The sequence below is a fragment of the Demequina sp. genome (assembly GCF_024642165.1).
GTDB lineage: Bacteria > Actinomycetota > Actinomycetes > Actinomycetales > Demequinaceae > Demequina.
Genome location: NZ_JAHEBP010000017.1, coordinates 15,038 through 28,081 on the forward strand (window position 1 = coordinate 15,038; position 13,044 = coordinate 28,081).

Annotated in this window: 12 protein-coding genes; all 12 read right to left on the reverse strand. The window is 71.6% G+C overall.

Features of this window, described 5'->3' with window-relative positions; genetic code table 11:
- Positions 1–45: 45 nt before the first annotated feature.
- Positions 46–282, reverse strand: a complete 237-nt coding sequence (locus Q0L54_RS02935) for a hypothetical protein (RefSeq protein ID WP_296665405.1) — start codon at positions 280–282, stop codon at positions 46–48.
- A 40-nt stretch (positions 283–322) separates the two neighbouring features.
- Positions 323–1,858: an anthranilate synthase component I gene (locus Q0L54_RS02940; protein ID WP_296665406.1), complete on the reverse strand. Its 1,536-nt coding sequence runs from the start codon at positions 1,856–1,858 to the stop codon at positions 323–325.
- Positions 1,855–2,223: a phosphoribosyl-AMP cyclohydrolase gene (gene hisI / locus Q0L54_RS02945; protein ID WP_296665407.1), complete on the reverse strand. Its 369-nt coding sequence runs from the start codon at positions 2,221–2,223 to the stop codon at positions 1,855–1,857. Before hisI ends, Q0L54_RS02940 begins: the two co-directional genes overlap by 4 nt.
- Positions 2,224–2,418: 195 nt before the next feature.
- Complete coding sequence (locus Q0L54_RS02950) at positions 2,419–4,194, reverse strand: ABC transporter ATP-binding protein (RefSeq protein WP_296665408.1); 1,776 nt, start codon at positions 4,192–4,194, stop codon at positions 2,419–2,421.
- Positions 4,191–6,059, reverse strand: coding sequence for an ABC transporter ATP-binding protein (locus Q0L54_RS02955; RefSeq protein WP_296665409.1), 1,869 nt, complete (start codon positions 6,057–6,059; stop codon positions 4,191–4,193). The genes Q0L54_RS02950 and Q0L54_RS02955 overlap by 4 nt, the downstream gene beginning before the upstream one ends.
- Entirely contained in the window at positions 6,056–6,826 is a 771-nt protein-coding gene (gene hisF, locus Q0L54_RS02960; protein ID WP_296665410.1) for an imidazole glycerol phosphate synthase subunit HisF, read from the reverse strand. Before hisF ends, Q0L54_RS02955 begins: the two co-directional genes overlap by 4 nt.
- On the reverse strand, positions 6,826–7,749 hold the full coding sequence (locus tag Q0L54_RS02965) for an FKBP-type peptidyl-prolyl cis-trans isomerase (RefSeq protein ID WP_296665411.1): 924 nt from the start codon (positions 7,747–7,749) through the stop codon (positions 6,826–6,828). The genes hisF and Q0L54_RS02965 overlap by 1 nt, the downstream gene beginning before the upstream one ends.
- 37 nt (positions 7,750–7,786) lie before the next feature.
- Complete coding sequence (gene pafA / locus Q0L54_RS02970) at positions 7,787–9,196, reverse strand: Pup--protein ligase (protein WP_296665412.1); 1,410 nt, start codon at positions 9,194–9,196, stop codon at positions 7,787–7,789.
- Positions 9,197–9,213: 17 nt separating this feature from the next.
- Positions 9,214–9,396 (reverse strand): ubiquitin-like protein Pup, encoded by a 183-nt coding sequence (locus Q0L54_RS02975; RefSeq protein WP_296665413.1) that lies wholly within the window; start codon positions 9,394–9,396, stop codon positions 9,214–9,216.
- 9 nt (positions 9,397–9,405) lie between these two features.
- Entirely contained in the window at positions 9,406–10,917 is a 1,512-nt protein-coding gene (dop, locus tag Q0L54_RS02980; protein ID WP_296665414.1) for a depupylase/deamidase Dop, read from the reverse strand.
- Between the two features lies 1 nt (position 10,918).
- Positions 10,919–12,325 (reverse strand): proteasome ATPase, encoded by a 1,407-nt coding sequence (gene arc / locus Q0L54_RS02985; protein ID WP_296665415.1) that lies wholly within the window; start codon positions 12,323–12,325, stop codon positions 10,919–10,921.
- 2 nt (positions 12,326–12,327) lie between these two features.
- On the reverse strand, positions 12,328–13,044 hold a 717-nt coding region (locus Q0L54_RS02990), incomplete at its 5' end, for a class I SAM-dependent methyltransferase (RefSeq protein WP_296665416.1).

Sequence of the window (13,044 nt, forward strand, 5' to 3'; positions counted from 1 at the left end):
CGCCGCGATCACCGCCGGCCGGACGCCCGCGGGCCGTGTGCCGAGTCAGCCGAGCGGCTGGCCGTGACCGAGCGCGCGCAGCGCGGCGCCTGCCGCGGCGGCCACGACGGCGATCACGATGCCGGCGATGGTGAGGGGGTGGACGGTCCACGCGATGCCGATGCAGATGAGCAGCGCGGCGAGGACGAGGCCGATGTTGGTGACCCAGGCGGCGTTGGTGCGGCCGTGGTTGTGGGGGGCGACCTCAGGAAGATCCTGAGGCTCCAGGTGCACACTCGACATGGCAACTCCTCGGGGACTCGTCGATGCGGTCAGTGTAGCGTCAGCCCGCCTCGACCAGGCGCGACGCGATGGAGATGGCGCGGATGAGCGCGGCGGCCTTGTGGCGAGTCTCGTCGGCCTCCGACGACGGCACCGAGTCCGCGACGATGCCGGCTCCCGCCTGCACGTGCGCCGTGCCGTCGGCGATGAGGGCGGTGCGGATCGCGATAGCCATGTCCATGTTTCCAGCGAAGTCGAAATACCCCACGGCGCCCCCGTAGAACGCGCGGCGCGTGGGCTCGATCTCGTCGATGAGCGCGATGGCGCGCGGCTTGGGCGCCCCCGACAGGGTGCCCGCAGGGAACACCGCGGTGAACGTGTCCACGGCGCTGTACTGCGGCTCGAGCTGGCCCACCACGGTCGAGCAGATGTGCATGATGTGCGAGTAGCGGTTCACGGACATGAACTCGACCACCTCGACCGACGTGGGCTCGCACACCTTGACCAGGTCGTTGCGGGCCAGGTCCACCAGCATCACGTGCTCGGCGAGCTCCTTCGGATCGGCCAGCAGCTCCTCCTGGAGGCGGCGGTCCTCCGCGGGCGTCGCGCCACGCGGCCGCGACCCTGCGATCGGGAAGGTCGAGACCCTCCCGTCCTGCACCGAGCACAGCGACTCGGGGCTCGCGCCCACCACCGCGAACTCGCGGCCCTGGTCATCCTGCAGCTGGAAGTAGTACATGTACGGGCTGGGGTTCAGCGTGCGGAGCACGCGGTACACATCGAGCGGGGACGCACCGCACGCGACGTCGAATCGCTGCGACGGCACCATCTGGAACACCTCGCCGTCTCGGATCGCCTCCTTGGCGAACTCGACGGCCTTCTCGTACTCCCCCGGCGCGCTGCGTTGGACCACGTCCGGCTCCGGCACGTCGGCGAGCACGGAGACGGGGCCGCGCGGGGCGTCCTCGAGCAGGCGCTGCATGCGGTCGAGGCGTTCGATCGAGTCCTGATAGGCGAGGTCGATCCCCGAGTCCTGGGCATCCGCGTTGACGGCGTTGGCGATCAGCCACACGGATCCGTCGCGGTGGTCGATCGCGGCGATGTCCGTGGCGAGCAGCAGCAGCACGTCGGGCACGTCGAGCTCTCGCGGGGCCTTCATGGGCAGCGTGGGCTCCCACTGCCGGATGATGTCCCAGCCGAGCACGCCCACCATGCCCCCGGTCAGGGGCGGCAGCCCGTCGATGGCCTCCGACGCGAGTTCGGCGAGCACGGCGCGGATCGTGTCGAGCGGCGCGCCGTCCGTGAGCCCGACGGGCACGTCGCCCGACCACCGCGCCTCGTCGCCGTCGATGGTGACCATCGCGCGCGAGTGCACGCCCACGAAGGAGAATCGCCCGCGCGCGCCGTCGGGTTCGGCGGACTCGAGGATGAAGGTGCCCGGGCGCTCCTGGGCGAGGGCTCGGTAGACCGCGACCGGCGTGAGCGAGTCCGCGAGCAGGCGTCGGACCACGGGCACCACGCGGTGCGAGGAACCGAGCTCGACGAATCCGTCGAACGACGGCCAGGTCTCGCCCCAGCCGATCTGGACGGAGCTCACGCCGCGTCCCCGGCGAGACCATCGACGGCGCCCAGGTCCCCGCCGGCCTCGAAGCAGGTGCGGGTGCCGGTATGACACGCGGGCCCGGTCTGGTCCACCTCGAGCAGCAGGGCATCGCCGTCGCAGTCGACCGACACGCGCACCACGCGCTGAATGTGGCCGGACGTGTCGCCCTTGCGCCAGAGCTCCTGCCTCGACCTGCTCCAATAGACGGCCCGACCGCTGGTCAGGGTCTCAGCAAGCGCCGCATCGTCCATCCACGCGACCATCAGGACCTCACGGGTGTCGTGCTGCTGCACCACGGCACAGACGAGGCCGGCGGCATCGCGCTTGAGACGCGCGGAGATCTGGGGGTCGAGCGGCATGGCGCCCATCCTTCCACGTCAGCGGTTCACCGACGGCGCGCCGCGCATCGTCCCGGTCCCCGCCCGTCCCCACACCCCGCCCGACACTGCGCACGGAGTTCGGCGCGACACCCCGCCACGACGGGACGATGCGCGGTTCGCGCCCGGCGAGTCGCCCGCGGGTCCGTGCGCAGTGTCAGGGTGGGACGGGTGGGGTCAGTCCCTCGTCTGCGCCACCCACGCGGCGTGGAGGCCGGCGTAGATCCCGCCCGCCGCGACCAGGTCCTGATGACGGCCCAGCTCGACCAGCTCTCCCTCCTCCATCACGCCCACGAGGTCGGCGCGCTCGGCGGTGGACAGCCGGTGGGCGATCACCACCGCGGTGCGGCCCTGCATGAGGGACTCCAGCGCGCGGGAGATGCGCACCTCGGTGGCGGGGTCCACCGCGGACGTCGCCTCGTCGAGGATGAGCAGGTCGGGATCGCGCAGGTACGCGCGGGTGATGGACACCAGCTGGCGCTCGCCCGCGGACAGCAGCTCGCCGCGCGGGCCCACCTGGGTGTCGAGCGCCGCCGGCAGGGTCTGCAGCCACCCGTCCAATCCGAGCGACTCGAACGCCGCGAGGGCGCGGCGCTCGAGGTCGTCCGCGGAGGCGTCGGGCAGCGCGTAGGCGAGGTTGGACAGCACCGACCCGTCGAAAAGGAATCCCTCCTGCGGCACCACCGCCACGGAGCGCCGCAGCGAACCCGCCGGCACGTCGCGCAGGTCGACCCCGCCCACGTGGACCGACCCCTCTGTCGGGTCGAAGAACCGGGACATGAGGCGCGCCAGGGAGGTCTTGCCGGACCCCGTCTGGCCCACCAGCGCCAGCCTGCGACCCGCGGGCACGTCGAGGTCGACGCCCCGGAGCACCTCCGGACCGCCGGGGTAGGTGAGCCGCACCCCTCGAATGCTCAGTTCGCCTCGCCCGTGAGGGATCGGAGTTCCCTGCTCCCCGGGATCGGCGACGGTCACCTCCTGGTCCACCAGTGCCACCACGCGCCGCCAGCCCACCAGCGCGCGCTGCATCTCGGCGAGCATCTCGATGATCCACATCAGCGGCCCGGAGAACATGTAGACCAGGAACGCGAACGCGACCACGGTGCCCACGGTGATCTCGCCGGACAGGGCAAGATGGGTGCCGCCGATCAGCGCGATGCCGGTGGCGAGCGACTGGCCCAGCACGGTGGACGAGAAGTTGAACGATGCGAGCGCGGACGCCCGGCGCTCCGCGACCAGGATCTCGTCGATCTCGGAGTTCAGTTGCTGCCGCATGCGTTGCTGGACGCCGTAGGCGCGAATGGTGGAGATGCCCACGAGCTGCTCCGACGTGCGCCCCAGGAGGTCCGCCATGCGCGAGCGGACGATCTCGAATGCGGCGCGCACGCGCGGCTGGATCCACAGCAGCGACATCACCATGGGGATGAACGCGAGCAGCACCAGCAGGGACAGCTTCCAGGAGTACAGGAGCATCACCAGGAACACCACGCCGGACTCCATGGCGGAGATCACCATGGCGGCGCCGGTCCACTGCATGAGGTCGCGGATGGTCTCGACGTCCCCGGTGACGCGAGACACGTAGCGTCCGCGCTGCTCCTCGTTCTGCGTGAGCACGGACAGCTCGTGCACCTTGCCGAAGGCGCGGATCCGCAAGGTGGCCAGGCCGGCCTCCGCCGCGCCCACCAGGCGGCGTCGCACGCGCCAGGCGAACACCGCGGCGACGATGAGCACCACCGCGCCCCCCGCCGCGTAGCGCACCACCACGCCCACGTCGACGCCATCGGGCGCCAGCAGGCCCAGGTCCGTGACGCGCTGGGTGAGAAACGGCGTGGCCGCGCGGCCCGATGCCGCCAGCGCCGCGAGTGCGAGCGTGACGCCGAGCCCGCGCCGGAACTCGGGACTCAGCTGCAGGCCGCGGCGGACCAGGCCGCGCATCGTAATGTCCTCGCTCATCCCACATACCCCGCGTCGTCCGCGGCCTGGCGGCGCGAGTCCTCCTCGTAGGCGAGCACCAGCTCGCGGTAGCCCCGGTCGCGAGCGAGCAGCTCCGCGTGAGTGCCGGCGTCGACCACGCGGCCGCGCTCGACGTGGACGATGCGGTCGGCGAGGGCGATCGACGCGAGCCGGTAGGCGATCACCAGCACCGTGGGGCCGTCCTCCCCGGCCAGGCCGGTGAGGATCTCGCGCTCCACGCGGGGATCGACGGCGCTGGTCGCGTCGTCGAGGACCAGCACGCGCGGGCGCCGCACCAGCGCCCGGGCGAGCGCGAGCCGCTGCCGCTGCCCGCCGGACAGGTTCATGCCGCGCTCCGCGAGCTCCGCATCCAGTCCGGTGCGGCCGTCGCGAGCGAGCCGCTCGACCACGTCGACCACGTTTGCGCGGCGCAGGGCATCCCACACCTGCTCGTCGTCATGCTCCTCGCCCAGCGTCACGTTGTCGCGCACGGTGCCGGCGAACACGAAGGCCGTCTGTGGGACCAGCGCCACGTGGTCGCCCAGCCGCGCGATATCCGCGACATCCGTGCCGTCCAGCGCGACGGTGCCGGAGGCCGGGCGCGCCAGCCGCGCGGCGGCCAGCGCGACGGTCGACTTCCCCGATCCCGTGGAACCCACGAGCGCGGTGACGGTTCCCGGTCGCAGCTCGAGGGAGACGTCGTGAAGGATGACGGTGAGATCGCCGTCGCCGTCGTCCGCGCCGATCGACGCGTTCTCGAACGTCAGCGCGCCCGGGCCCCGCGTGGGGATCTCCAGATGACCCGGCTCGTCGACCTCCGTCGCGGCGCGGGCGATCTCCCCCACCCGGCGGAACGCGACGAGGGCCTGCGGCATCTGGCCCAGGACCCAGCCGAGCCCACGAATGGGCACCGCCATGAGCGTCACCAGGTAGATCGCCGAGACCACGTTGCCCACGGACACCTGACCGTCCGCGGCGCGGATGGCGCCCACGACCATGAGCGAAACGGCGCCGAGGGGCACCACCAGGTCCATCAGGGGCTCGAACCACGCCGAGGTGTGGCCCACCCGGGTATCGGCATCTCGCAGGTCGCGAGCGGCCTTGGCGAAGCGCTCTGTCTCGCGCCGCTCCGCGCCCAGCGCCTTCACCACCGTGCCACCCTCGAAGCTCTCATGGGCGATGGTCGAGACCTCGGCCCGCAGGCTCTGGCCCACGTCCCAACGCGGGGTGATCACCCGCTCGTAGGCCACGTTGACGGCAAAGATCACGGGAACCACGGCGAGGCCCGTGATGGCGAGCCACGGGTCCATGCGCCACAGCGAGACCCCGGCGGCGATCATCATGACGAACGCGCCCACGGTGAAGGCGAACGGGTGCAGCGGAGAGGTGGCGGTCTCCGAATCCGACGACATCGCGGACAGCATGCGGCCGGACGGGTGGGACCGATGCCAGCCGAGCGGCAGGGACGCGAGCGCCTCCGCCACCACTCGCCGGTGCCGCGCGCCCACCCCGGCGACGGCGAAGCCCTGCGCCGTGCGGCGCACGCCCACGAGAAGCGCGTTGGCCACGCCGATCAGGAGGAAGACGGCACCCGCGATCCAGATCGCGGTGCGCGGATCCTGCGTGAGGCGGCCCCAGGTGCCTTGGATCGGGTCGCCCGCCACGCCGGGGATCACCACCTCGTCGGTGATATCCCCTAGGAGGGTGCCGAACACCACGGTGAGCAGGCTGAACACGGCCGCCGCCGTCACCGCCACCGCGAACAAGGCGGGCTCCTCGCGCACGGCATGCGCCAGCAGTTGGGCAGCCTTGCGCGTGAATCGGCCCGAGAGCTCGTAGCGGCGCGAGAGATCGCGCGCGGTCATCGCACCACGATGCCTGCGGCGCGCATCGCCTCCTTGACATCGCCGATGCTCAGGGTGCCGAAGTGGAACACGGACGCCGCGAGCACCGCGTCCGCGCCCGCCCTCGCCGCCTCGACGAAGTGCTCGACGGTGCCGGCCCCGCCGGAAGCGATCAGCGGGATGCCCACGACCTCTCGCACCCGGCCCAGCATCTCCAGGTCGAAACCGTCGGTGGTGCCGTCCGCGTCCATGGAGTTCAGGAGGATCTCGCCCGCACCCAACTCCGCCCCGCGGCGCGCCCAGTCGATCGCGTCGATGCCCGTCCCCCGGCGTCCGCCGTGGGTGGTGACCTCATAGCCCGACGGGGTGGTGGCGCCGTCCTTGCACCGGCGCGCGTCGACGGACAGCACCAGCACCTGGTTGCCGAAGCGGCGTGCGATGTCGGCGATGAGCTCCGGCCGGGCGATCGCCGCGGTGTTGACGCCCACCTTGTCCGCGCCGGCGCGCAGCAGCCGGTCGACGTCCTCGGGCGAGCGCACGCCACCGCCCACGGTGAGGGGGACGAAGACCTGCTCCGCGGTACGGCGCACCACGTCGAACGTGGTCTCGCGGTCACCGGAGGAGGCGGTCACGTCGAGGAAGGTCAGCTCATCGGCCCCCGCGGCGCCGTAGGCCGCCGCGAGCTCCACGGGGTCTCCGGCGTCACGCAGGTTCTCGAAGTTGACACCCTTGACCACACGGCCGGCGTCCACGTCGAGACAAGGGATGAGGCGCACGGCGACACCCATCAGGCGCTCCCCTCGGGGGTCCACACGTCGAGGATGTCCACCACGAACACCAGCGTGCCCTTGTCGATGTAGCCGTACGTGGCGGGGACCACGAGCTCGACCTGCGAGCCGGCGGTCTGATCGAGCAGACCCTCGTCCCAGCCGCGGATCACCTGTCCCGACCCGATCTGCAGCTCGAACGGCGCGCGCTCGACCGGCCATGAGGAGTCGAGCACGTCGCCGCTGCTCCACGATCCCTCGCCATCCGAGCCGTCGGACCAGTACCAGCCCGTGTAGTTGACGATGAGGTACGAGCCCTGACGCACCTGCGGTCCCGAGCCCTGGATGAGGGTGGCGACCTGCAGGTCTGCCGGCGGGTCGCCCTCGGGAATCGTCACGAACGGCTCGTTCGTGATCGGATCCAACGTCACCGGCGGCAGGTCCGGGTTGGGTTCCACAGCGTTGCCCATCGCGTGGTTGGGCAGCACGTCGACCACCATCGCGATGGGCGGCTCCGCGTCGGAGTCGAAGGACGGCGGCGCCACGACGAGCACCCGCGCGCCCACCCGCACGTCGACCAGCGTGTTGTACAGCTCCTCGCCCACCACCTCGGGGGCGAGCACGAACGAGCGCGGCAGGCCGTCGTAGGTGTTGATCAGCGTGGTGCCGTCATCGAGAGATGCGCCGTAGATGTCGAGCAGCAGCGGCTGGCCGTCGGACAGGAAGGCTCCGTCCCCGTTCCACACCACCGTCGACTGCTCCTCCTCGTAGACCAGGCCGGGCGTGAACTCGAGCGACGGGGCGAGGGTGTCGGAGCCGCCGATGACGATGGTGGAGATGTCACCCGGAGGGGGTCCCGAAGGCTCGTCGGTCGTGGACGCGGGTGAACACGCCGCCAGCGCGAGGGGCGCGAGGGCAAGCGCGAGCACGACGAGACGACGCATGACTTCCTTTCGGGGGACCAGAAGATTCTACGACCCGTCAGGCGTGCTCGAGCATCTCCAGCAGCCCGTCGACCCGCGCGTCCTCGTTGCGGAACGGGTCCTTGAGCAGCACGGTGGTCCCCGACGAACCCGAGATCTTCAGGTGCACCCAGTCCACGGTGAAGTCGCGCCCCGCGGCGAGCGCCCGTTCGACGAAGGCTCCGCGCAGCCGCGCACGGGTGGACTGGGGAGGGGTGCTCACCGCTCTCTCGATGTCCGCGTCAGAGACGATGCGCCGCACCAGGCCCTGGTCCTGCAGCCGGTAGAAAAGGCCGCGCTGCGGCGAGACGTCGTGGAACGCAAGCTCCAGCCGCGCGAGCCGCGGGTCGTCGAGCGGGCAGCCAAGCCGGCTGCGATACCGCGTGACGAGACGATGCTTGATGGCCCAGTCGAGCTCGGTCTCCACCGGGGTGAAGTCCTGAGTGCGCACCGCGTCGACGCCGCGCTGCCACAGGTCGAGGATGCGCGCCACCTCCTCGGTGGGTTCGACGATGCCGCCCAGGTGACCACGCACCAGGTCGATGTACTCCTGCTGGACGTCGACCGCCGTCAGGCGGCGACCGTCCGCGAGCTCGACCGTCGCCCGCCCCGTGAGGTCGTGGGCGACGTCGCGGATGGCCTGCATCTCCCGCGCGAGGGTGAGCTCGGGCAGCGGAACGCGCGCCTCCATCAGGCGCAGCACCAGGTCGGTGGCGCCCATCTTCAGCAGCGTGGTGGGCTCGGCCATGGTCGAGTCGCCCACGATCACGTGCATGCGCCGGTACAGCTCGGCGTTGGCGTGCGGCTCGTCGCGGGTGTTGATCATGGGCCGCGACCGCGTGGTCGCCGAGCTCATTCCCTCCCACATGTGGTCCGCGCGCGGCGAGAAGCTGTAGTGGGCGCCCGAGGGGGTGCGGGTGATGCACCCCGCGCCCGTCACGATCTGCCGCGTGACCAGGAACGGCAGCAGCGCCGAGGCGAACGCCTTGAAGTCCGCGCGGCGGCGCACCAGATAGTTCTCATGGCAGCCGTAGCTGTTGCCCGCGGAGTCCGTGTTGTTCTTGTAGAGGTGGATGGTGCCGTCGACGCCCGCGGCGCGCAGGCGCTCCTCGCCGCCCGCGATGAGCGCGTGGACGATGCGCTCGCCGGCCTTGTCGGACGCGATGAGGTCCGTGAGGGTGTCGCACTCGGCGGTCGCGTACTCGGGGTGCGCGCCCACGTCGATGTAGAGGCGCGACGCGTTGGGCAGGAACACGTTCGACGAGCGACCCCACTGCACGACGGAATGGAAGAGGTGACCGGCGACCTCCTCCGGGGTGACCGGGCGCCCGGGGCCCGCGTCGAGGTGCAGGCCGAACTCTGTCTCGAGCCCGAAGATGCGGCGGGCGGGTTCCACCTCGAGCGGCGGCGGGATGTCCGTGGGATTCATGCGCGGGCGCGGCGGCGCTACTCGCCGCCCTTCTGGACGAAGGACCTCACGAACTGCTCCGCGTTGACCTGCAGGGACCCGTCGATCTCTGCCAACAGGTCGTCGATCGCGTCCGTCGAGGCCTGCGCGGCCGCCACGGGCGCGTCCGGCTCCGGGGCATCGTCCTCGTAGGGCTGTCCTTGCGCGTTGAGCTGGGCCATGCCGCGAGTCTATCCGTCGATCAGGGCGTCGAGCAGGGGGTGTGCGGCCGCGAGCGGCTCGTCAAGGTGGACCACCTCGAGGTGGCCGTGATCGGTCTCGCGATCGAGCACCACCGTCGACCAGCCCGCGGCGTCCACCAGCTCGGGGCGCGCCGCCACGATGCCGCCGCGCAGCCGCGCACGAGTGTCCTGGGGCGCGCCGGACACCGCGCGTGCGACCTCGGCGTCGGACGCGAGCCGCTCGACGGCTCCGGCGACGGCGAGCCGCTGGGCCAGCCCGTCACCCAGCCGGCTCCACTGCACGTCCATGGCCGCGAGCCGCGCATCGTCCCACGGCAGACCGTCGGGCAGGGTGGTCGAGGCGTGGCGCGCGCGCATGCGCCCCATCAGTTGCAGCTTCGCCACCCATTCGACCTCGCGTGCCGCGCTGAACACGTCCGTCGACAGCCGCTCGAGCACGGCCTCCCACCGGGCGATCACCGCCGCATCACCGGCGTCGCGTGCGTACGTGCGGCAGATCTCGAGCAGGGCTCGCTGGATCTGCAGGGCCGTCGCGTCCTCGCCGGAGACCAGCGGGAGCCTGGCACGGAGGCCCAGGTCGCGCGACACGGCCTGCACCGCCTCTACCGGAGCAGCGAGTTCGAGCGTGTCGAGGCGCTCGTCCTCGGCCTCGATGGCCGTCAACACCAACGAGGTGGTGCCGATCTTGAGGTACGTGGCGACGTCGAACAGGTTCGCGTCGCCCAGGATCACGTGAAGGCGCCGGTAGCGGTCGCGGGTGGCGTGCGGCTCGTCGCGGGTGTTGACGATGGGCCGCCGGAGGGTGGTCTCGAGCCCCACCTCGGCCTCGATGTAGTCGGCGCGTTGCGACATCTGGAACCCGGGCGCCTCGCCGAATTGCCCGAGCCCCACCCGACCCGCGCCCGCGAACACCTGCCGGGTGACCAGGTGGGACGTCAGCCGCCGTGCGAGATCGTCGAACGGCGTCGCGCGGTCGACCAGGAAGTTCTCGTGCGTGCCGTAGCTGGCGCCCTTGCCGTCGACGTTGTTCTTGTACAGCTCGACGCGCGAGTCCTCGTCGGCCGCGTAGCGGGCCGCGGCGGCGAGCGCGATGGCGTCGCCGGCACGGTCCCAGATCACGGCGTCGAGCGCGTTGGTCACCTCGGGTCCGGAGTACTCGGGGTGGGCGTGATCGACGTAGAAGCGCGCCCCGTTGGGGAGCACCGCGTTGAGGTGGGCGGGGTCCTCCCAGGAGCCCCGGCGGCGGCGCAGCGTCACGTGCCCCGCGGCCTCGTCGAACTCGGGGGCGTCCGTCAGCAGGTCGGGTGTGGCGCCCAGTCGCGAGCGTCGGAAGCCGCGCTGGTCCTGCAGGGGATCCTCGCCGCCGTAGTCCCAGCGCGCGGTGCGGCCCGCCCAGCCCCGACACGCGGCGACCAGCCGCGAGGACAGCAGGATCGGGTTGGCACGGGGCTCGTCGGGGTCCACGATCCCGTACTCCGTCTCGATGCCGACGACCCTCATGTCAGGACCGGGCGAGGGTGCCCGACGCGACGGCGCGCGATTCGGCCAGCTCCTGGTCCGCCGCGATCTCGAGGTGCGTGCGGGACAGTCCCTTCGCGTCGCCCGCGACCACTCCCTTGATCGCCGCGGTCTTCGCGCGGTCGACCACATTGCGCACGAGCGCGCCCGAGACGTGGTCTGACGCGTCGGGGTGGGAGAAGATCCGCCTCACCGCGGCGTCGATGAGCGCCCGGACGGCGGCGGCGCGGTCGCCGTCGGTCAGCGCGAGCTCGGACGCGGCCAGCGGCAGCCCCGTCGACAGGTACTTGCCGAAGATGTCAGCGCTGGCCTCGGGACTGGGCCGCGAGATCTCGATCTTGACGTCGAGGCGGCCGGGACGCAGGATCGCCGGATCGATCATGTCCTCGCGGTTGGAGGCGCCGATCACGATGACGTTTCCCAGGGCCTCGACGCCGTCGAGCTCGGTGAGCAGCTGCGGCACGATGGTGGTCTCCATGTCGGAGCTCACCCCCGAGCCGCGGGCGCGGAACAGGGCGTCCATCTCGTCGAAGAACACCACCACGGGAGCGCCGGAGTGCGCCTTCGCGCGCGCCCGCTCGAAGATGGTCCGGATGTACCGCTCGGTCTCCCCCACGTACTTGTTGAGCAGTTCCGGCCCCTTGACCGAGAGGAAGTACGAGCGGTCCGCCCCCACGGCCTCGGCGAGCGAGTGGGCCACGGCCTTGGCGATCAGCGTCTTGCCGCAGCCGGGAGGGCCATACAGGAGCATCCCGCGCGGCGGCCGCAGCGCGTGCTCGCGGTACAGCTCGGGATGCGTCAGCGGCAGCTCGATGGCGTCGCGGATGCGCTCGATCTGGGGCGCGAGCCCACCGATCGACGCGTAATCGATGTCCGGCACCTCCTCGAGCAGCAGGGCCTCGACCCCGGTGCGCTCGACCTTCTCGGAGGCGAAACCCGTGCGCGGGTCGATGATGACCGTGTCGCCCTCGTGGAGGCGGCGGGCCGCGTCGCCGCCGATGAAGGTCACCACGCGTTCGTCCTCGCCGCGCGAGACCACCAGGATGCGGTCGGCGTCGACCACCTCGCGCACGATGGCCGCCTGGCCGGTGCGGTCGGGCCGGGCGACGTCCACGACCACGCTCATCGGGTTGAGCAGCACCTCGTCACCGGGCGCGAGATCCACCTCGAGGGTGGGCAGCACGGCCACGCGCATGCGACGGCCGGACGCGATCACGTCGGCGTGACGGCCCGACCACTCGACGAACGTCGCGAAGGTCTGCGGCGGCTGCGAAGCCTCGGCGAGCTTCTGCCTCATCTCGCTCAGCTGGTCGCGCGCGAGCGTGAGCAGGCGCTGCAGCTCGGCGTTGGTGCGTTCGAGCCTCGCGATCACGTCCTGTGCCTCGGCCACCATCACTCCTCCCGCACGATCGTCACGTCGCGTCGCACGCGGCGCACCTTCTTGTCGCTCACGGGACGCTCCCCCAGATCCTCCGGGGTCCATTCCTCCGCGACGGGGTAGGACCCCTTGGCCGGGCGGCGGTGGCGCAGCGGCGCGTCGACGCCCGGCGCCATCCGTCGCGCGGTGATGAGGAAGCCCGTGTGGCCCACCATCCGGTGGTCGGGTCGCACCGCGAGTCCCTCGAGGTGCCACGTGCGCACCATGGTCTCCCACGCGTGCGGCTCCGTGAAGCCGCCGTGCTCGCGCAGGTCCTCCGCCAGCCGCGACAGCTGGGTGGCCGTCGCGACGTAGGCGAGCAGCACGCCGCCCGCCGCGAGCGCATCGGCCGCCGCCTCGATGTTCTCCCACGGCGCCAGCATGTCGAGCACGATCCGGTCCACCGTGCCCGGCTCGAAGGCCTCGCCGACGCGATCCGCGAAGTCGCCGATCTCGAGACGCCACGCGGGATGAGGGCCGCCGAAGTGCGACTCGACGTTGGCGCGCGCAATGTCCGCGAAGTCCTCGCGGCGCTCGATCGACACCAGTTCCCCGGCGTCGCCCACGGCGCGCAGCAGGGACATCGTCAGCGCGCCCGAGCCCACCCCGGCCTCGACCACGCGGGCGCCGGGAAAGATGTCCGCCATCTGGATGATCTGGCCCGCGTCCTTCGGGTAGACCACGGCGGCTCC

Bases quoted from the DNA above. Each gene is read 5' to 3' on its own strand.
- Q0L54_RS02935 (WP_296665405.1), bottom strand. From the start codon at position 282: ATGTCGAGTGTGCACCTGGAGCCTCAGGATCTTCCTGAGGTCGCCCCC.
- hisI (WP_296665407.1), bottom strand. From the start codon at position 2,223: ATGCCGCTCGACCCCCAGATCTCCGCGCGTCTCAAGCGCGATGCCGCC.
- Q0L54_RS02950 (WP_296665408.1), bottom strand. From the start codon at position 4,194: ATGAGCGAGGACATTACGATGCGCGGCCTGGTCCGCCGCGGCCTGCAG.
- Q0L54_RS02955 (WP_296665409.1), bottom strand. From the start codon at position 6,059: ATGACCGCGCGCGATCTCTCGCGCCGCTACGAGCTCTCGGGCCGATTC.
- hisF (WP_296665410.1), bottom strand. From the start codon at position 6,826: ATGGGTGTCGCCGTGCGCCTCATCCCTTGTCTCGACGTGGACGCCGGC.
- Q0L54_RS02965 (WP_296665411.1), bottom strand. From the start codon at position 7,749: ATGCGTCGTCTCGTCGTGCTCGCGCTTGCCCTCGCGCCCCTCGCGCTG.
- pafA (WP_296665412.1), bottom strand. From the start codon at position 9,196: ATGAATCCCACGGACATCCCGCCGCCGCTCGAGGTGGAACCCGCCCGC.
- Q0L54_RS02975 (WP_296665413.1), bottom strand. From the start codon at position 9,396: ATGGCCCAGCTCAACGCGCAAGGACAGCCCTACGAGGACGATGCCCCG.
- dop (WP_296665414.1), bottom strand. From the start codon at position 10,917: ATGAGGGTCGTCGGCATCGAGACGGAGTACGGGATCGTGGACCCCGAC.